This is a genomic window from Maribacter cobaltidurans, assembly GCF_002269385.1.
GTDB lineage: Bacteria > Bacteroidota > Bacteroidia > Flavobacteriales > Flavobacteriaceae > Maribacter > Maribacter cobaltidurans.
The window spans coordinates 3,280,144-3,300,137 of sequence record NZ_CP022957.1; the positions used below are offsets into that span (position 1 = coordinate 3,280,144).

Below are 19,994 nucleotides of genomic sequence, written 5' to 3' on the forward strand. Positions count from 1 at the left end.
TTGGAAAAATACGATGTAGTGGGCGCTAGATATCGGGTGTAAGTTTGTAGTGTAAATTATTAATTAATCCTTTAAAGTAATTTATTATGAAAAACATTGTAAAAATCACAACCCTAGTTGCCTTTATGTTTGCTACAGTAGCGGGTATGGCAAGAGAACCTAAACTGGATGTTACCACTTTGGGTGATTCAAAAAGTATATTGTTAACCATGGATGCATCATCCCAAGGAGTAACGGTACAGCTTTTAGATTCGGATAGTAATAGTATTTATTTCGAAAAAATGTCCAACGGTAGTTTCAGTAAAAAACTGAACCTAAAGGACTTAAAATCTGGAAAATACTATTTGACAACCGATAATGGTTTAAAAAATAGTGTGTATACTATTTTTTTGGATAGCAGGGATGCAAAGATTATCGATTTTAAAGAAGATATAAAGCCTTTTTTTAGAAAAAACGAAAACAGGGTTTTTATGAACTTCTTGAACTTGGACAAATCGGAAATAACTTTGAAAGTCTATGACCAAAACTATAGATTGGTCTTTTCCGAAACCGTAACCAATGAACTAATTGTAGAGAAAGCTTTCAATTTTGAGGGTGCATATCCTGGAAGTTATATGGTAGTGGTATCGGATGCCGAAAATACCTATAGAGAAGAATTTGTTGTTAATTAAGTTGGTTTAAGTTAATTTCAAGAAAAGGAGGCTGGAGAGCCTCCTTTTCGCTTTTTATAATGTAATGTATTGGTAGGCCCAATACATAAGAATGAATTGTAACGGAATACGTAATAGCAACAACCATTTTGGAAGACCTGCCGCTTCTGTTTCTCCCTTAAGCATATTAAAGTGAACCAATAAAAAAACGAACAGCATTGCTATGATACCATAAATAGCGATATTTTTTGTTTCTTGAAAACAAAGGGCAATACCTAAAACAATTTCAAAGACTCCGCTCAAGGGCACCAAAAAATTATGATAAGGAATGTATCTTGGCATTATCCTAAGGTATATTTTAGGTTTGATAAAATGCATAATACCGGCGAATACATAAATTATCGCCATTAGGTATAAGTGCCATGGATAGTCTAATGTCATTTTATATATTTTAAAAACCTATCCTTTTTATATTGGGGCACGGCCACATTGTCCATGAATTTTTTTAAAAGTCCTTGTGGTTTTTCCCTTAAGAACATAAGCTCGTAAAACTCTTGGACGGTAAGTGTATTTTTGGATAACTCTACCAATTTAAATTCATCACCTACAGCAACTTCCCCTTCCTCTAAAATTTTAACATAGGTTCCAGGACGGTTTTGATCGATAAACTGCTTTAAAACTTCTTGGGTCCCAAAACGTATTCCCAATTTATAACAAGGTTCCCTAGGCTGTGAGACTTGTACCAAGGCATTTCCTATACTATAGATATTGCCTACACGAATTTTGGATTCATCCAAATGGCCCACCGTTAAATTTTCCCCGAACATGCCCCAATTCCAATCGAGGTTAGGATATTTTCCCTTCCAAAATGGATATTGATCTTTGTCAAAAAGATAACATGCCTTGTTTTCGCCGCCATGGTGGACCCTGTCTATCACCGTGTCTTTCTTAACATCACCCTTAGTCAAAAATAATTTATCATCCGTAGGATATTTAAAAATACCGGTTTGTTCTTCCTTACCGTTCCAAATAAATGTTTTGGGTTTGTTGCAAATATTGGTGGAGATGACCTTCATATTATAAAAATAGAAAACCACTATGAGAGCACAGTGGTTTTAACTATAAATTTCGGATTACAAAACTTCTAATCTTCTTTGTCCAATCTTTTGGTGAGGAAAAAGCCTATTAATAGTCCAGTACCTGCCATAAGGAAAATAGATCCTGGCATGGCAATTTCAGTATCTACATTTAAAGAACTATCCAAAATACCTCCAATCATAATCCCAGCACCGATTCCCATGAGCAATAGGGCTAAATTTAAAACTAGAATTTTCCAAAAGGGAGCCGCCTTTTCCCTTTTACCTCGTACAAAAATACTTGCATCTGCTCCTTTATCTATTAATGCCAACCGTTCCTTGTTCCGAGTGGAGAAAAATAAGTAACTAATACCGAAAACTACTATAAATAAGCTGATAAAAACGAATACTGGTCCTTCCATTTTAATTGTTTTTTAATTGATAAATAAACTGTTTGCATCTTTGACGATATAAAATCTTGGCAGGTTACAATTTTTTTAATTTTTCTTATCTATTGTAACCTTTTGCATAAAGTTCTCGTCAAATGTTTAGTAATGAGCAAAGACAAAGACCAACCTATAATTGTGCTTGCCCAAAATGGCAACATGTCCGCTTACGAGAAATTAGTGGATAGATACAAGCATATGGTTTTTACCTTGGCCTTACGAATAGTAGGAAATAGGGAAGATGCAGAAGAGGTAGCCCAGGACACCTTTTTAAAGGTATATAGTGCTTTACCAACCTTTAAGGGGGACTCCAAATTTTCTACTTGGTTATATAAAATAGCCTATAGAAAGGGATTGGATTTCCTTAAAAAACAAAATAAGCATCCGGTAACAAGTAGTTTGGATGTACATTTTAAACCCGTTTCCCGTTTGGTTACGGAAGCATGGAATACATTGGAAACAAAGGAAAGAAGAAGAACGGTAAAAAAGGCCATAGAAAAACTGGAAGCAGATGACGGTATCCTTATTACCCTATTTTATTTTGAAGAGCTTTCTTTAATGGAAATTTCGGAAATTACAGATATGGAAGCAAATACTGTTAAGGTTAAACTTTTTAGGGCTAGGAAAAAATTAGCCGATATTTTAAGAAATTCGTTGGAACCTGAAACAATTCAAGGTTATGAAAGAGCAAGAAAATAAGGAATTGGAGTTTTTTGTTAAAACAGCCATGAAGGATTTGGAACTGGATAAAGTTCCATCCAATTTTAACGACAGACTAATTGATACACTAAGGCAGTCCGAAAAAATAAAAATACGCCCTCAACCCTTAATATCAAAAACTACATGGTGGGTGTTGGCCATACTGTTCTCGGTCTTGATGTATGTAGGAAGTTTTATACTCGATGTAAATCAGGACTTTTGGTTGCTATCTTTAAAGTATAATACCATTGGTACTATGGATTGGCTGGATTTTAGCTTGGATGGTTTTAAATTGACTACTACTACCTATTATGCTTTGTTGGGCCTCATTGTTTTTACCTTTTTCCAAGTACTGATTTTAAGACAATATTTTTCAAAGCGAAGGGTGATTCTTTAGTGTGAACGTTTGGATTTAGGTGTAACTTCTATTTAAAATTTATTGTTACATTTAAATTCATGATATTTATCTCCTTTATACTTTTTACGGGGTTTGTCGCTTTTTACGCGACCTACCAGCTACGTAAGGATCAATTGAGTACCAAGGACGGGTACTTTTTGGGCGGGCGTTCCTTGACCGGAATTGTTATAGCCGGATCTCTACTGCTTACCAATATTTCCACGGAACATTTAGTGGGAATGAATGGCTCCTCCTATAGAAATGGGGCTATTATTATTGCTTGGGAGGTGACTTCAGCACTGGCCTTGGTCATTGGAGCCTTGTATTTTGCACCAAGGTATTTGAAAATGGGACTGACCACTATCCCAGAATTTTTGGAAAAACGTTTTGATGGTCTCACACGAACCCTGGTGGCGTTACTCCTTATAATTTCATTCGTAGCCACTTTATTGCCCATTGTTCTTTATACCGGAGCACTTAACATCGAGGCAATTTTTGATATCTCCAACCTTTTGAACATTAGTAAATCCCAAGGTATTTGGGTCACCATTTTGATAGTGGGAACTATTGGTGCCATTTATGCCATTTTTGGAGGATTAAAAATGGTAGCGTATACGGATACGATCAACGGATTTGGTCTTTTGGTAGCCGGACTCCTGGTACCCATTTTAGCTTTATTGAGTATTGGTAATGGAAACTTGTTTCATGGTTTGGGCGAGGTTTTTGAGAATAGTCCGGAGAAGTTCAATGTAATAAGCCACGAATCTGGAGTGGGGGAAGGGGCAAGGTCTGCCATTCTGCCTTTTGAAGTTTTGTTTACTGGTCTCATGGTCAACCAAATTTATTTTTGGACCATGCACCAATCCATTATCCAAAGGGTTTTGGGTGCGGTAAGTTTGAAAGAGGCGCAAAAAGGGCTATTGTTTACCGGTCTTCTTAAAATACTGGTTCCCTTGATCATTGTTTTACCTGGACTGATCGCCTTCTACTACTTTGGTGAATCGTTCTATGATAATCCAGATAGCGTTTATCCGGAATTGGTAAAGAAAGTAATGCCCTTTTGGCTCACCGGTTTTTTTGTGGCCGTGATGATGGGTGCCATCTTAAGTACCTTCAACAGTGCACTCAACAGTGCGGCTACCGTTTTTAGTTTGGGCATTTACAAAAGGTACATATCCAAAGAATCCAGTAATCAAAAACTGGTTAGAATAGGTAAATGGACCTCCTTTTTATTGGCTGTTTTTGCCATAGGTATAGCTCCTTTTGTGGCAAATGCCCCAGACGGGCTCTATCAACTTTTACAGCAATTGAACGGCATTTTCTTTATACCCATAGCCAGTGTCATTACTGCAGGTTTTCTTTTCCCTAAAGTATCGGCCTTTGGAGCAAAGGTGGGCCTTGGTTTTGGTCTTGTTTTCTATGTATTGTTGTATTATGTACTTGAAGTAAACTTGCATTTTGTTCATATTTGGGGCATTGAGTTTGTTCTTAATATTGGAATCATGCATCTCGCCTCCATGTACCGGCCCACCAAGGAAAGGTTCTCCATACAAGATGCCAATGTTCTGGATTTGAAACCCTGGAAATACGCTAAACCTTTTAGCCTATTTTTGGTCCTGTTCACGGTTATTTTATATTTTGTATTGGGAAATGTCTAGAATTCAGTAATTTGTAAGTCATAAAAAGAGATATCAGTAAAACCGATGGAAGAAAAAACGTTTAGAAATTACGATGCCCCTGATGTATCGGTCGCCGTAAAGGAACATTACCGAAAAATGCGTAAAAATCAAACGTACGATTATGTACAACGTATGCATAAAAAGTACCTGACCTTTGATAAGCCGATGGACCTGTGGGAAGCCATGACCCATTTAAATAGTTTGATTGATGTAAGCGATCCCGATCTCGATCTGCCCAATGTGCAACACCTGATACAAAGTGCGGAGGCCATTCGTGCGGATAACAGACCGGATTGGATGCAACTCACGGGTTTGATACATGACTTGGGAAAAATAATGTTCATGTGGGGAAGCGATGCCGACGGTACCAGCCAAGCCGAGCAGTGGGGAATGGTTGGGGATGTGTTCGTGGTAGGATGTAAACTGCCCTCTTCCTGTGTATACCCTGAGTTCAATGAATTGAACCCGGACATGAAAGATGAACGTTATAACACTACAACGGGTATTTATGAAGAAGGTTGTGGATTGGACAATTTGGAATTGGCCTGGGGGCATGACGAATATTTATATCAAGTACTAAATAACCATAAGGAAAATACCTTACCAGATGAGGCTATGGTCATGATTAGATACCATTCGTTTTATCCTTGGCATTCCGGAGGCAGCTATAAAGAGCTTACAAACGAAAAGGACAAGGAGTATTTGGAAATCATCAAGGACTTCAATAAATATGACCTGTATACCAAAAGTCAAAAAATATATGACTTGGAAGATGTGCGGGAGTACTACCAGCCTATTGCGGAAAAATATTTGGGCAAAGGGCCTATTTATTGGTAATCCAAAAAGAAAAGTAATTAAAAAGGCCACTTTATTAAGTGGCCTTTTTCTTTTATAGCAGTGAATTTATTTCACCATTTCGTAACTACGCTTAATAAAGTTTGTTAACTCTGCACCTTTCAACAAACCTTTAGAAAGCTTGGCCAAATCCAAGGATTGATTGATCAGTCGTTCCTTTTTCTTGGCCGTTTTTGTATTCAGTATTTCGCCAACCAATTCATGATTGGTATTTACGATGAGGTTGTACATTTCCGGCATATTGCCCATGCCGAACATACCGCCACCACCGGTTTGTTGCATCTCCTTCATACGACGAAGGAATTCAGGTTCCGTAATTACAAATGGGGAAGCATCGCTATCCATGGCTTCCAATTGTACGGTATAGTTGCTTTTTTCTCCAAATACAGCTTCCAAATCGGCTTTTAACTTTTCTTTTTCCTCATCCGATAATTTGGAGATTTGGGTATCCTCCTTTTGAATCAATTTATCAATATGGTCCGCATCCACTCGGGCAAAGGAGATTTTCTCTTTAGTGGTCTCCATTTTTTGCATCAAATGACCAATAATGGGCGAATCCAATAGCAATACTTCATAGCCCTTGGACTTTGCAGTTTCTATATAGCTATGCTGTGCTTCTTTATCCGAGGCATAAAGAATTACCAACTTATCGTCTTTGTCCGTTTGGTTCGCTTTTATTTTCTCCTGAAGCTCTTCAAATGTATAGTAGGCACCATCAACGGTTGGGTATAGTGCAAACTTGTCCGCTTTTTCAAAGAATTTCTCTTCTGAAAGCATACCATATTCAATAACGATTTTGATATCGTTCCATTTCTTTTCAAAATCTTCACGATCGTTCTTGAAAAGGGAATTCAATTTATCCGCTACCTTTCTGGTAATATAGGAGGATATCTTTTTTACAGCTCCATCTGCTTGCAGATATGATCTGGACACATTTAAAGGAATATCCGGGGAGTCGATGACACCACGCAACATGGTCAAAAATTCCGGTACGATACCTTCTACATTATCCGTAACAAAGACCTGGTTTTGGTACAGTTGTATCTTGTCTTTTTGAATATTCAGGTCATTTGTAAGTTTAGGAAAATACAGAATACCCGTTAGATTAAAAGGATAATCTACATTTAAGTGTATGTGGAACAAAGGCTCCTCAAACTGCATGGGATAGAGTTCCCTGTAAAATGACTTATAATCTTCCTCCTTAAGGTCCGTTGGCTGCTTTGTCCAGGCAGGATTTGGATTATTAACGATGTTGTCCACTTCTTTGGTAGGAGCAGGGTCATCTTCCTTGGCACCTTCTGGTTTGGGAAGTGTTTCTGTTTTGGTTCCAAACTTAATGGGAACCGGCATAAACTTATTGTATTTTCGAAGTAATTCGCTAATTCTTGAATCCTCTAAAAACTCTGTGGAATCGTCTGCGATATGCAGAATAATTTCGGTACCACGTTCTTTCTTGTCCGATTCTTCAATGGAAAAATTTGGTGAACCATCACAGGTCCAGTGAACAGCAGGCTCATCCTTAAAACTTTTGGTAATAATTTCCACCTTGTGGGCCACCATAAAGGCAGAATAAAAACCAAGACCAAAATGTCCTATGATACCTGCATCTTTGGCAGAGTCCTCATATTTGTTCAAGAATTCCTCGGCTCCGGAGAAAGCGACTTCATTGATGTATTTTTTAACCTCTTCTTCCGTCATACCCAATCCCTGGTCGATGACGTGAAGTTTTTTACCTTTTTTGTCAACTTTCACTTCGATTATAGGGTTGCCATATTCTACCTTGGCTTCACCTATCGCCGTTAAATGCTTCAATTTAAGCGTAGCATCCGTTGCGTTGGATATCAATTCACGTAGAAAAATTTCATGATCGGAGTACAAGAATTTCTTTATCAGAGGAAATATATTGTCTACCGAAACATTTATTTTACCTGTAGCCATTTTTTATTTGTTTTAATGTTTTATATCCCTAATAGACAAAAAAAATACCATACTGGGTATAAATGACAAACTGGCACATATTCTGAGAATCAAACTTTAACAAAAATTTTGTTTAATTATTTTTAATAAAGATTAAACATTGTGTAATTTTACATGTGATTAGGAAAGAAAATGCTATGAAAAAGTTTTTATCATAATCACGTTTGATTATTTATTGGTTAGGTTGTTTGAAAACGTGCTTTCCCCCCGAGAGCACGTTTTTTAGTCTTATCTTTAATAAACAATACCTACCCGCACAAAGATTTAAAAGTTCTAACATATGGCTACAAAGAAAAAAATTACCGAAAAGGATATAATTACCAAATACATGGACTATGTATTGGAAAATGAAAGGGAGCCCAAGACGGTTTATAAATTCTGTAAGGAACACAATATTCCAGAGGAGGATTTCTACAAGTTCTTTAGTTCTATTCCTTATATCAAAAAGGGAATATGGAAGACGTTTTTTACAAACACTACTACGCTAATCTCTAAGAACAAAGAGTACAACGAATTTACGAACAGGGATAAACTTCTGACCTTTTTCTATACCTTTTTTGAAATGTTGACACTAAATAGGAGTTACGTTCTCTTTACATTGACCCAGAGCGGAAACCAGCTTAAAAATTTGGAGCAACTTAAAGGCTTACGGGAACATTTTAAGGAGTTTGCCAAGGACTTAATCAAGGATGGAAATGAACGGAAGACAAGCAAAATTACCCAGCGTAATCCTAATATTTTTTCCGAAGGTGCCTGGTTGCAACTACTGTTCTTATTAAGGTTTTGGATGAAAGACGAATCCAAAGGGTTTGAAAAAACGGACTTGGCCATTGAAAAGTCGGTGAATACGGTATTTGACTTATTCGATAATACGCCACTAGAGAACATTGTCGATTTTGGAAAGTTTCTTTACAAGGAAACTTTTGCCTAACCCCATATCCCATACGATTTGAAAACACTAGATAAAATTCCTACGGGAAAAATAGAACGGGCCAGTAAACTGATTAAGACAGGCGTCAAAATTGGTGGCAATTACGCCAAATACTATGGCAAGAAAATGGTGAATCCAGATTTGACCCGTGATGAACTGGACAATGATAATGCCGGGGATATCTACGATGGGCTTAAAAGCTTAAAAGGAAGTGCCCTAAAAGTGGCGCAAATGTTGAGCATGGAAAAAAATCTATTGCCCAATGCCTATGTGGAGAAGTTTTCCCTTTCCCAATTTTCCGTTCCACCTCTTTCCGGACCTTTGGTGCGAAGGACCTTCAAAAAATATCTCGACAAATATCCTGAAGAGGTCTTTGACACCTTTGAGAAGGAATCCGTCAATGCCGCCAGTATTGGCCAAGTACATAGAGCGACCAAGGACGGTAAAAACTTGGCTGTAAAAATACAATACCCCGGTGTTGCCGAAAGCATTAGTAGTGATTTGGCCCTCGTAAAGCCTATAGCCCTTAGAATGTTCAATCTTCAGGGAAAGGATTCGGATAAATACTTCAAGGAAGTTGAGCACAAATTATTGGAAGAGACCAATTATTTGTTGGAGCTGGAACAGAGCTCAGAAATTACTGAAAAATGCAGAGTTATACATAACCTCAGTTTTCCAACATATTATAAGGAGCTCTCTAGCGAACGCATTATTACCATGGACTGGATGGAAGGAACCCATTTAGGCGAATTTACAAAGACCGATTTTTCAAAAGAGCTAGGCAACAAATTGGGGCAGACCTTATGGGATTTTTATATGTTTCAAATCCACGGCCTTAGAAAGGTACATGCAGACCCACATCCAGGAAACTTTTTAATTGACTCAGATGGGGAATTGGTAGTTATTGATTTTGGTTGCATTAAGGAAGTTCCGGATGATTTTTACAATCCTTATTTTGAATTGGCCAAAAAGGAAAACATTTCCAATGATGTTGTTTTTACCGAAAAATTATATAAGTTGGAAATTTTAACTCCTTCCGATACAGAACAGGAAATAACATTCTTCAAGAACCTTTTCCATGAAATGCTAAGCCTGTTTACTTCTCCATTTCACGAGGAAACCTTTGATTTTGGAAACTCGGATTTCTGGGATAAAATCGCGGCCCTAAGTGAACACTACGCATCTGACAAGCAAATAAGAAAGATGAACGGAAATAGGGGGTCTAAACATTTTCTTTATATGAATAGGACATTTTTTGGTCTTTACAACCTGTTGAACGATTTAAAGGCTGAGATCAAGGTCAACCATTTTCAGAAGTATCTCTAGAAAAACTACCTTGCCCGAAAAAGATGCCGAATTAGGAATAGTTCTTATATTGCACTGCTAGTATTGTTAATAAATACGGACTAAATTCACGATATGTATAATTCAAAAATTACAGGTTTAGGTTATTACGTCCCAGATAACGTAGTAACCAATGATGACCTGTCCAAAATAATGGATACCAACGATGCTTGGATCCAGGAAAGAACCGGTATCAAGGAACGAAGGCATGTGGTTAAAGGGGAGGATACCACAACTTCCATGGGGGTAAAAGCGGCCAAGATTGCCATTGAACGAGCTGGAATAGACAAGGACGATATAGATTTTATCGTATTTGCCACCCTAAGTCCGGATTATTATTTTCCTGGCCCCGGAGTACTGGTACAGCGAGATTTGGACATTAAGACAGTTGGTGCATTGGATGTAAGAAACCAATGTTCCGGCTTTGTATATGCCATTTCGGTTGCGGACCAATATATAAAAACCGGAATGTACAAGAACATACTTGTAATTGGTTCTGAGCTGCATTCACATGGATTGGATATGACCACCCGCGGAAGAGCGGTTTCTGTCATTTTTGGTGATGGTGCCGGTGCCGCTGTTTTGAGTCGGGCCGAAAATGAGTACGAAGGTATCTTATCCACACATTTACATTCTGAAGGGCAACACGCCGAAGAACTTTCCTTGATTGCGCCCGGTATGGGCAAAAGATGGGTTTCCGATATTATTGCGGACAATGACCCCAATGACGAATCCTATTTTCCGTACATGAACGGACAATTTGTGTTTAAAAACGCCGTGGTACGCTTCAGTGAGGTCATTATGGAAGGACTTAAGAAGAACAACCTAAAACCTACCGACATCGATTTGTTGGTTCCTCACCAGGCCAACCTTCGAATCTCACAGTTTATTCAGAAAAAGTTTGGACTCAATGACGACCAAGTATTCAATAATATAATGAGTTACGGTAATACTACAGCGGCATCCATTCCTATTGCATTGACAGAGGCATGGGAATCCGGAAAGGTCAAAACCGGGGATTTGGTAGTGCTTGCCGCCTTTGGTAGTGGGTTTACCTGGGGGAGCGTAATGATTAGATGGTAAAAATAAAACCCGAGGTCTACACCTCGGGTTTCTTAAGGTTAAAGTTATTGAAGAGAAAACCAACCCATCCTCTTTCACGGTAACTTTATCCTAATACAATAGACTTGTAAAGAATAAATATGTTACAGTATTTATGGTCTTTAACTATTGATTAACTAACGTGTTGTAATCGTTTTAAAAGCGAAACCCGGACAAAAGCCCGGGTTTCTTGCTGATAAGCTATACTAAACACTAACCATTAACTATAAATATATAGCACTATCAACTTTTTAATTTTTTTTGTGTCTTACTCAATTTAATCCTTATTATACAAGAACAACAATTAAGAGACTCTAAATACGGAAATAAGTTACAGAATTAATAAAATTTAACACCCTGATCTAACATGAAGACCACACTTGTTTTTGGTGCATCCTTAAAACCAAACCGTTACAGTAATATAGTAATTAACAGATTGGTCAGTAAAGGAATAAATACCGAAGCTTTCGGATTAAGGTCTGGAGTAATCGGGGGAGTGCAAGTTAAGACCAATTTGGATGAATTCCAAAATATTCACACTATAACGCTGTATTTAAATCCGACACGACAAGTACAGTACTACCAAGCCATAATTATGCTTCAGCCGGAACGTGTAATTTTCAACCCTGGTACTGAAAATAAAGAGTTTATTGGGCTTCTAGAAGCCCAAGGAATAGAGGCAGAAGTGGCCTGTACCCTTGTCCTCTTGGCTACCGATCAATATTGAAATTTTTTCATCAATCTTGTGTGGCTGGTGATGATGTCGGTCGTTTTCTAATAAGCCAGAGGCCTATAAAGGTGATAAGACCGTTTAGGGGAAGTAATTCATATCCAAATTGATATCCTCCAATAGCATCAGGTGGAATTTTTGCAAGACCGATAATCACCAAAACGGAAATTAGGGCGATTACCCAAGTGTAACCATCCTTTATTTGGTGTTTGGTGAAAATACCAAAGGCAAATAGTCCGAGCAAAGGGCCATACGTGTACGAAGCGACCGTCAAAAGGCCATCGATTACATTTCTGTCCAATACATATTTAAAAGAAATTACCACCACTATTAGTAATACACTCATACCAATGTGTGTTCGTCTTCGGATTTTTTTTGCTTCCTGCTCCGTTTTCTTGCCCGTGCCCAAAAAATCGACGCAGAAAGAGGTTGTTAATGAAGTCAATGCACTGTCGGCACTGCTATATGCCGCAGCAATGAGTCCTAGCATAAAGGTGACTGCCACCGTCATACCTAATCCACTATTCAAGGCTATTTCAGGAAATAATAAATCCGTTTTTGGCTGACCGTCCATTAGTGGAAGCCCAATTTGGTTTTCTTTCGCATAAATGAAAAGAAGGGCCCCTAAAAGCATGAAAACAAATGTTACCAAAACCAATACAAAACTAAAGGAGACCATATTCTTTTGAGCATCCTTTAAGTTGCGGCAGGTTAGGTTTTTTTGCATCATGTCCTGGTCTAAACCCGTCATACAAATAGTCACGAACATACCCCCTAAAAAAGATTTTAAAAGATGGTTCTTGGCAAAAAGGTCATCCGTAAAAAATGTTTTGCTGTATGTGGATAATTCATTGGAAGACAGAAAGTCAGCAAAGCTCCAATCCAAACTTTCTAGGATAAAATAAATGGATAGCCCCACTGAAATCAGCATGAACAAGGTCTGTAAAGTGTCCGTCCAAACAATGGTCTTTATACCTCCCTTAAACGTGTAGATCCATATTAAAAGAATGGAAATGGTCACGGTGATTTCAAAAGGCACGTTCCAAGCATCAAAAACGAACTGTTGCAGGACAATGGCGACCAGAAACAATCTAAAGGCAGCTCCCAAGACCCTAGAAACAAAAAAGGAAATAGCACCTACCTTATAACTTACAAAGCCAAATCTTTCGTCCAGATACTCATAAATAGAGGTTACGTTCTTTTTATAATAAATAGGAAGTAACACGTAGGCTGTTACAAAATAACCCACAAGGTATCCTAAAACCACTTGCATATAACTAAACTGGGAGGCATCTACCCATCCGGGTACGGATATAAAAGTAACACCTGATAGGGAGGCCCCTACCATTCCAAAAGCTACCAAATACCATGGGGATTGCTTTCCTGCCTTGAAAAAGTCTTCATTGGAATCATTTTTTCCCGTGAAATAGGAAATCAACAGCAAAATGGCGAAATAACCACCAATTAATAGAAGAATATGGGAAGCGGTCATGGCAAATAATTTAGGGTCAAAGTACAAAAAGTAAAAATAGTGCGTAATTTTGCCACAAACTCGCAGCAATGGATTTTTCTTCAAAATTATTGGAAAATGCCGTAAACGAAATGTCCCAATTACCAGGTATAGGAAAACGTACGGCACTGCGCTTGGTTTTGCATATGTTAAAGCAGCCTGAGAGACAAACGGAGGAGTTGTCCCATGCGCTCTTGCAATTAAGGGGTGCTGTCCAGTTTTGTAAAAAATGCCATAATATTTCCGATACTGAATTTTGTGAAATCTGTACGAATCCCAAAAGGGATAGCTCCTTGGTATGTGTGGTTGAAGATATTAGGGATGTTATGGCCATAGAAAATACGGGGCAGTATCGAGGGCTTTATCATGTTTTGGGAGGTAAAATTTCACCGATCGAAGGTATGGGCCCACAAGACCTGACCATAGCATCGCTTGTGAACAAAATAAGACAGGGAGAGGTTAAGGAATTGATATTGGCCTTGAGTTCTACCATGGAAGGAGACACGACCAATTTTTATATTTTTAAACAAATAGAAGGAATGGAGGTTCGTACATCCACTATTGCCAGAGGTATAGCCGTTGGTGACGAACTGGAATATGCAGATGAGGTAACTTTGGGGCGCAGTATTCTCAACAGGGTTCCTTTTGAGGGTACCTTTAATACCCATTAGAATAGTTTAAATTTGGGTATTTGCAATGAAAGGCTTTTGATTTTGTTATTTTTGCAAAAATATTATTTAAAATAGACGTTAGATTACCGATATGTCAAAATTCGAATTAAAATTACCAAGAATGGGTGAAAGTGTCGCCGAGGCGACATTGACTTCCTGGTTAAAGGAGGTGGGCGACACCATTGAAATGGATGAACCAATTTTTGAGATTGCTACGGATAAAGTGGATAGTGAGGTTCCCAGCGAGGTCGATGGCGTTTTAGTGGAAAAGAGGTTCGATGTTGATGATATAGTAAAAGTAGGCCAAGTCGTCGCCGTTATAGAAATAGAGGGTGCAGGTGAGGTCTCTGACGAAGCGGAAGAGCAGGATAGCATGGAAAAAGAAATGGCGGCCGTGGCAGAGCATGCCGTTGTTCAGGCCAAGGAAGCAATTAGTAGCCCTACTCCCGATTATTCTGCTTCCGAAAGGTTTTATTCTCCTTTGGTCAAGAATATAGCCAAAGAAGAAGGTGTTTCCTTTGAAGAGCTCGAATCAATTTCTGGAACCGGTAAGGAGGGCAGGGTAACCAAAAACGATATACTTGATTATATTGAAGGGAGAAGTAATGGCTCAGTTGAGAAGGTAGAAAGTAAGTCAACCGAAAGAATGGCACCGCAACCTACTCCAGATAAAAAACAAGATGCAGAACCTTTAAATACAGGGCAAAAGGAAGAAATGAAAGTGAAGGTTGGAGCCGGTGACGAGGTAATCCCTATGTCCAGAATGGGCAAGCTGATTGCCAAGCACATGGCGGATAGCGTTTCCACTTCAGCCCATGTCCAAAGTTTCATCGAGGTAGATGTAACCAATATTGTCAATTGGCGAAACAAGGTGAAAGCTGCCTTTGAAAAGCAAGAGGGTGAAAAATTGACCTTCACACCTATCTTCATGGAGGCCGTTGCCAAGGCCTTAAAGAAGTATCCAATGATGAATATTTCTGTGGACGGTGATAACGTTATCAAGAAAAAAAATATAAATATTGGTATGGCTGCTGCCCTTTCGGATGGTAATTTAATCGTGCCCGTCATCAAAAATGCGGACCAACTTAATTTAGTCGGTATGGCCAAAGTGGTGAATGACCTTGCCGAGCGTTCCAGAAACAACCAGTTAAAACCAGATGAGGTGAAGGATGGTACGTACACCGTAACCAATGTTGGTACTTTTGGAAGTGTTTTTGGAACTCCCATAATCAATCAGCCGCAAGTTGGTATTATGGCATTGGGGGCCATACGGAAAATTCCTTCCGTAATAGAAACGGAGGAAGGGGATTTCATTGGGGTACGCAGTAAAATGTATTTGTCCCATAGTTATGATCACCGGGTGGTCAACGGGGCTTTGGGGAGTATGTTTGCCAAGTCCGTGGCAGATTATTTGGAAGCCTGGGACCCGGATAGGGAAATATAGTATTCGTTTTGGTCAGTGAATTTATCTCGGATTAACAGAATTCTAACATTCTATTTCTTTTTTTGATTTTAAATTTGAGGCCTACCAAACCAAAAAATGTTAAAATCAACCCCCGTGTTCTTCAAACATCAGTTTGAAAAATTTACCTTTCTATTCATTTTTTTGATTCCTTTTATGGCTATCTCCCAAGGTGAGCAAGAAGAGGAAACCCAAATGAGGCTCTTTATCGATTGTAATTGTGACAAAAATTTTCTGAGACAGGAAATACAATATGTTGGTCATGTAAGGGACCAGGCACAAGCCAATATCAAATTATTCATTTATGATATTTCCAATGGTAGCGGTGGACGAAAGTATACGTTAAATTTTCAGGGCGTAGGTTATTACAAGGATATTAATGGAGAACTTACTTATGACACCACGGCCAACATGACGAGTGATGAGGTTAGAAAGGGATTGTTGAAAAAGGTTCAATCCGGACTTCTAAAATATGTAATTTATTCTGGATTGGCAGACAATATCACGTACACCGTCAATAGGGACGGTACAGGTGACGTACAGGAAATTGATTACACAGACCCTTGGAACAATTGGATTTTTGAGGTTTTTGGAGAAGCCAGATTGGATAAGGAATCCAGCAGAAAAAACTTTAGTTATACGCTTGGTTTTGAAAGTGATCATGTAACGGAAAATTGGCGAATTAGAACAGATGTTCGTGTTAGCCAGGCCAATAGTGAATATGTACAAGATGAGGAAACCTTTACCAGTGAAAGGTTTAGGTATTCTGTTGATGGTAGTATTGTAAGGAGTTTGTCCGATCACTGGTCAACCGGTGTTTTTGGAGGTGCAAGACACGACACGTTTACAAATCTAGATTTTAGATATTACTTTACTCCTGCTTTGGAATACAATATATTTCCCTACCGGGAAGTACTTCGAAGGGAAATCACCTTGGCATATAAAATAGGTTACTTCCATAATGATTACATAGAAACGACCATTCTTGATAAGTTACGAGAGGGTATTTTCAATCATTCCCTAGATTTTCAGGTACGCTACAGGCAACCTTGGGGCAGTGTTTATACGCGATTGAGGGGCTCCACGTTTTTAAATGATTTCAGTAAAAACAGAATTCAATTTAACGGTAATTTATCGGTTCGTTTGCTAAAGGGGTTATCCGTGAGGTTTTCGGGAAGGTTTGAGCTTATTCGAGATCAAATTAATCTACCTGCCGGAGATGCTTCCATTGAGGATGTCCTCTTGCAACAAAAGCAAATCGCTACGGATTTTGAAACCGGTTTTAATATCGGGCTTAGCTATACTTTTGGTTCCGCATTCAATAATATTATCAACACAAGGCTGTGATTTGTTATTAAAGTCTCTTACCTTGATTCCTTCGCCTTCAACGTTAAAACATATCTTTGCATTAAAATCTAATTCATGGACCTTAAACTTACCAGACCTATCTGTTTTTTTGACTTGGAAACCACTGGTACCAATGTGGCCAAGGATCGCATTGTTGAAATTTCCATATTAAAGGTTTTTCCAAATGGAAACAAAGAAAGTAAGACGTGGTTGGTGAATCCAGAAATGGAGATTCCGCAGGAAGTTGTGGCCATTCATGGTATTTCCAATGAAAAGGTTGCCAACGAGCCAACCTTTAAGGAGTTGTCCAAGGAAATCTACAAGATGATCAAGGATAGTGATTTGGGAGGGTTTAACTCCGATAGGTTCGACATACCCTTATTGGCAGAGGAGCTCTTGCGCTCAGATATAGATTTTGATATGAAGAATACAGTATCTGTCGATGTTCAGACCATATTCCATAAAAAGGAGAAAAGAACTTTGGAAGCCGCCTATAAATTTTATTGTGATAAGGAATTAACGGATGCCCATAGTGCAGAGGCGGATACTACTGCAACCTATGAAGTACTGCTATCTCAATTGGAAAGATACCCAGATTTGGAAAATAACATTAAAAAGTTATCGGAGTTTTCCAAAAGAAAACAATTTGTGGACTTTGCAGGTTTCATAGCTTTGGATGAGGAAGGTGAGGAGGTTTTTTCCTTTGGGAAGCACAAGGGCAAAAAGGTTCACGATGTATTGGAAAAGGAACCTGGATATTTCGGCTGGATATTAAATGCCGATTTTCCTCTGTATACCAAAAAAATATTGACTCAAATAAAGTTGAGTAAACTCAATAACAAGCTTAGTTAGTAAAAGAGATATGAAAATAATCTGTATCGGTAGGAATTACACGGAGCATATCGAGGAGTTAAACAATGAAAAGCCCACGGAGCCTGTTATTTTTATTAAGCCGGATTCCGCGGTGCTGCCCAAGGAACAAGATTTTTATATCCCTGAATTTTCTAAAGATGTACACTATGAAGTTGAGGTGTTGGTGAAAATCAAGCGAGTTGGAAAACATATCAAGGAAGAATTTGCCGGAACCTATTATGACGATATTGGTTTGGGTATCGATTTTACTGCAAGGGATTTACAGTCAAAATTGAAGGAAAAGGGATTGCCATGGGAAAAAGCAAAGGGTTTTGATGGAGCTGCAGTCATTGGACAATGGATGCCCAAGACCCATTTTAAGGACCTTAACAATCTCAATTTTAAGCTAATGAAAAATGGTGAGGTTGTACAAAAGGGAAACACCTCGCTAATGTTGTGGAAGATAGACGAAATAATAGCATACGTTTCCACCTACTTTATGCTCAAAAAAGGAGATGTCATTTTCACCGGAACGCCCGCCGGAGTTGGCAAAGTTAGCGCAAATGACTACCTTACCGGGAGTTTGGAAGGTACGGAACTCTTTAACGTCAAAATAAAGTAATGATATATAGTTTAGACAAGATTAATGAGATGGCAGATGGTGATCAGGATTTTATACTATCCGTCATTTCTGTGTTTTTGGAAGAAGTTCCAGACGATTTGAAGGGTTTGGAGGAGGCCATCAAAGAAAGGGATTATGAGAAAACCTATCAGCTGGCCCATAAAATAAAGCCCAACGTGGATTTATTGGGCATGGAGCAGACTAGGGCAGCCGCATTGGAAGTAGAGACCATGGGCAAACAGAATGCTAGTTGGGAAGATATAGAAAAAACCTTCCCTATCTTAAAAACCGATATCCATCAAGTCATTGGGGAGCTTAAAACTGACTTTCAGCTGTAATGTTCGCCGATATAATTACGATTGGCGATGAGATTCTCATAGGCCAAATTATTGACACCAATTCCGCTTTTATTGCCAAGGAACTCAATAAAATCGGTATTTCCGTATATCAGATAACTTCGGTACAGGACGAGCGTGAACATATTCTAAAAGCCTTGGAGGAAGGCAAGGCCCACGCTGATATTGTTATCGTTACCGGTGGTCTTGGTCCCACAAAGGATGATATTACAAAACATACTTTTTGCGAATTTTTCAATGATGAACTTGTTGAGAATAAGGAAGTGCTAAGGCATGTTGAAAATCTTTTCGCAAAATATATTTCCGGCACCCCAATTTCCGATTTAAACAGAAAACAGGCCTGGGTTCCAAGTAAGGCAAGAGTACTTCACAACAATAACGGCACGGCTCCAGGGATGTGGTTTTATGAAGATGGAACCACATTTGTTTCGTTGCCGGGTGTTCCTTTTGAGATGAAGCATCTCATTAAGGAAGTTGTGATTCCAGAGTTGGTAAACTTTTACGAACGTCCGCACATCATCCATAGGACCATTAATACCTATGGCATGGGCGAGAGCGCTATCGCCCAAAAGATAGAAGACTGGGAAAATAATTTGCCCGGTTGTATTAAACTGGCTTATTTGCCAAGTTTGGGTAAGGTTAGGCTACGATTGACCGCTAAGGGAAAGGATTATCAAATACTTTCCAATGCCATAGAGGAAGCTTCACAAAAACTATATCCTTTAATTGGGGATATAATCCATGGTACCGAGGATGATGAGGTAATAGAAGAGGCCATAGCCAAATTGTTGACAAACAAGGGGCTGACCTTAGCAACGGCAGAAAGTTTTACAGGCGGAAATATTGCAAGTCAGATTACGGCTATTCCGGGAGCTTCGGCATATTTTAAGGGTAGTGTGGTCAGTTATGCCACGGAGATTAAAGTCAAAGTTTTGGGGGTGTCCCAAGAATTGGTGGACACATACTCTGTGGTGAGTGAGCAGGTGGCCATGGCCATGGCCAGTGGTGTAAAGAAATTATTGGATACGGATTTTGCCATTGCCACTACGGGCAACGCGGGACCTGCAAAAGGTGATTCCGATGCAGATGTTGGAACGGTATATATAGCCATTGCCTCCCCAACCGACGTTTTCGCGCTTAAATTCAGCATGGGAAGCCAACGTGAAAGAATCGTTCAAAAGTCTGTAAATAAGGCATTTGAGTTGCTTCAGAAAGAAATTTTAAAAATGTGGGGTGGAATGTTGGCCGAAAGATAAAAATGATATAAATTTGCACCCTGTTTAAAAGAA

21 protein-coding genes are annotated in these 19,994 nt (G+C 38.8%); 16 read left to right on the forward strand and 5 right to left on the reverse strand.

Annotated elements, in window-relative coordinates; genetic code table 11:
* Positions 1–86: 86 nt before the first annotated feature.
* On the forward strand, positions 87–671 hold the full coding sequence (locus CJ263_RS14520; RefSeq protein WP_094997939.1) for a hypothetical protein: 585 nt from the start codon (positions 87–89) through the stop codon (positions 669–671).
* A 54-nt stretch (positions 672–725) separates the two neighbouring features.
* Here the strand turns inward: CJ263_RS14520 and CJ263_RS14525 are convergent, their stop codons facing one another.
* From CJ263_RS14525 to CJ263_RS14535, 3 genes are all read right to left on the reverse strand, one after another.
* A complete protein-coding gene (locus CJ263_RS14525; RefSeq protein ID WP_094997940.1) occupies positions 726–1,091 on the reverse strand; it encodes a DoxX family protein in 366 nt (121 codons plus the stop codon).
* Positions 1,088–1,726 (reverse strand): MOSC domain-containing protein, encoded by a 639-nt coding sequence (locus CJ263_RS14530; RefSeq protein ID WP_094997941.1) that lies wholly within the window; start codon positions 1,724–1,726, stop codon positions 1,088–1,090. Before CJ263_RS14530 ends, CJ263_RS14525 begins: the two co-directional genes overlap by 4 nt.
* 68 nt (positions 1,727–1,794) lie before the next feature.
* On the reverse strand, positions 1,795–2,148 hold the full coding sequence (locus tag CJ263_RS14535) for a DUF6249 domain-containing protein (RefSeq protein ID WP_094997942.1): 354 nt from the start codon (positions 2,146–2,148) through the stop codon (positions 1,795–1,797).
* A 132-nt stretch (positions 2,149–2,280) separates the two neighbouring features.
* On the opposite strand from CJ263_RS14535, the gene CJ263_RS14540 reads away from it, so the two are divergent.
* Genes CJ263_RS14540 through CJ263_RS14555 form a run of 4 tightly spaced genes read left to right on the forward strand, consistent with a single transcriptional unit; the run spans position 2,281 to position 5,784 of the window.
* On the forward strand, positions 2,281–2,871 hold the full coding sequence (locus CJ263_RS14540) for an RNA polymerase sigma factor (RefSeq protein WP_094997943.1): 591 nt from the start codon (positions 2,281–2,283) through the stop codon (positions 2,869–2,871).
* Positions 2,852–3,268: a hypothetical protein gene (locus CJ263_RS14545; RefSeq protein WP_094997944.1), complete on the forward strand. Its 417-nt coding sequence runs from the start codon at positions 2,852–2,854 to the stop codon at positions 3,266–3,268. The genes CJ263_RS14540 and CJ263_RS14545 overlap by 20 nt, the downstream gene beginning before the upstream one ends.
* Before the next feature lie 59 nt (positions 3,269–3,327).
* Positions 3,328–4,926, forward strand: a complete 1,599-nt coding sequence (locus CJ263_RS14550; RefSeq protein ID WP_094997945.1) for a solute:sodium symporter family transporter — start codon at positions 3,328–3,330, stop codon at positions 4,924–4,926.
* 45 nt (positions 4,927–4,971) lie between these two features.
* On the forward strand, positions 4,972–5,784 hold the full coding sequence (locus CJ263_RS14555; RefSeq protein WP_094997946.1) for an inositol oxygenase family protein: 813 nt from the start codon (positions 4,972–4,974) through the stop codon (positions 5,782–5,784).
* A 66-nt stretch (positions 5,785–5,850) separates the two neighbouring features.
* On the opposite strand, the gene htpG is transcribed toward CJ263_RS14555, so the two are convergent.
* Positions 5,851–7,740, reverse strand: a complete 1,890-nt coding sequence (htpG, locus tag CJ263_RS14560) for a molecular chaperone HtpG (protein ID WP_094997947.1) — start codon at positions 7,738–7,740, stop codon at positions 5,851–5,853.
* A gap of 319 nt (positions 7,741–8,059) precedes the next feature.
* Between htpG and CJ263_RS14565 the strand changes: the two genes are divergently transcribed.
* From CJ263_RS14565 to CJ263_RS14580, 4 genes are all read left to right on the forward strand, one after another.
* Entirely contained in the window at positions 8,060–8,710 is a 651-nt protein-coding gene (locus CJ263_RS14565; protein WP_094997948.1) for a TetR family transcriptional regulator C-terminal domain-containing protein, read from the forward strand.
* Positions 8,711–8,728: 18 nt separating this feature from the next.
* Positions 8,729–10,036, forward strand: a complete 1,308-nt coding sequence (locus CJ263_RS14570; protein WP_094997949.1) for an ABC1 kinase family protein — start codon at positions 8,729–8,731, stop codon at positions 10,034–10,036.
* Between the two features lie 93 nt (positions 10,037–10,129).
* Positions 10,130–11,137 (forward strand): 3-oxoacyl-ACP synthase III family protein, encoded by a 1,008-nt coding sequence (locus CJ263_RS14575; RefSeq protein WP_094997950.1) that lies wholly within the window; start codon positions 10,130–10,132, stop codon positions 11,135–11,137.
* Between the two features lie 385 nt (positions 11,138–11,522).
* Positions 11,523–11,882, forward strand: a complete 360-nt coding sequence (locus CJ263_RS14580; protein ID WP_094997951.1) for a CoA-binding protein — start codon at positions 11,523–11,525, stop codon at positions 11,880–11,882.
* Positions 11,883–11,892: 10 nt separating this feature from the next.
* Here the strand turns inward: CJ263_RS14580 and CJ263_RS14585 are convergent, their stop codons facing one another.
* A complete protein-coding gene (locus CJ263_RS14585) occupies positions 11,893–13,377 on the reverse strand; it encodes a sodium:solute symporter (protein WP_094997952.1) in 1,485 nt (494 codons plus the stop codon).
* Between the two features lie 68 nt (positions 13,378–13,445).
* Here CJ263_RS14585 and recR point away from each other — a divergent pair, with 68 nt between their 5' ends.
* From recR to CJ263_RS14620, 7 genes are all read left to right on the forward strand, one after another.
* Positions 13,446–14,066, forward strand: coding sequence for a recombination mediator RecR (gene recR / locus CJ263_RS14590; RefSeq protein WP_094997953.1), 621 nt, complete (start codon positions 13,446–13,448; stop codon positions 14,064–14,066).
* Positions 14,067–14,157: 91 nt separating this feature from the next.
* Positions 14,158–15,510 carry a dihydrolipoamide acetyltransferase family protein gene (locus CJ263_RS14595; RefSeq protein ID WP_094997954.1) on the forward strand — a complete coding sequence of 451 codons (1,353 nt, stop codon included), beginning with the start codon at positions 14,158–14,160 and terminating at the stop codon, positions 15,508–15,510.
* Positions 15,511–15,606: 96 nt separating this feature from the next.
* Positions 15,607–16,875, forward strand: coding sequence for a DUF481 domain-containing protein (locus tag CJ263_RS14600; RefSeq protein WP_094997955.1), 1,269 nt, complete (start codon positions 15,607–15,609; stop codon positions 16,873–16,875).
* A gap of 75 nt (positions 16,876–16,950) precedes the next feature.
* Positions 16,951–17,727 carry a 3'-5' exonuclease gene (locus CJ263_RS14605; RefSeq protein ID WP_094997956.1) on the forward strand — a complete coding sequence of 259 codons (777 nt, stop codon included), beginning with the start codon at positions 16,951–16,953 and terminating at the stop codon, positions 17,725–17,727.
* A gap of 10 nt (positions 17,728–17,737) precedes the next feature.
* A complete protein-coding gene (locus CJ263_RS14610; RefSeq protein WP_094997957.1) occupies positions 17,738–18,349 on the forward strand; it encodes a fumarylacetoacetate hydrolase family protein in 612 nt (203 codons plus the stop codon).
* Complete coding sequence (locus CJ263_RS14615) at positions 18,349–18,687, forward strand: Hpt domain-containing protein (protein WP_094997958.1); 339 nt, start codon at positions 18,349–18,351, stop codon at positions 18,685–18,687. The genes CJ263_RS14610 and CJ263_RS14615 overlap by 1 nt, the downstream gene beginning before the upstream one ends.
* Complete coding sequence (locus tag CJ263_RS14620) at positions 18,687–19,961, forward strand: competence/damage-inducible protein A (RefSeq protein ID WP_094997959.1); 1,275 nt, start codon at positions 18,687–18,689, stop codon at positions 19,959–19,961. The genes CJ263_RS14615 and CJ263_RS14620 overlap by 1 nt, the downstream gene beginning before the upstream one ends.
* Positions 19,962–19,994 lie beyond the last annotated feature (33 nt).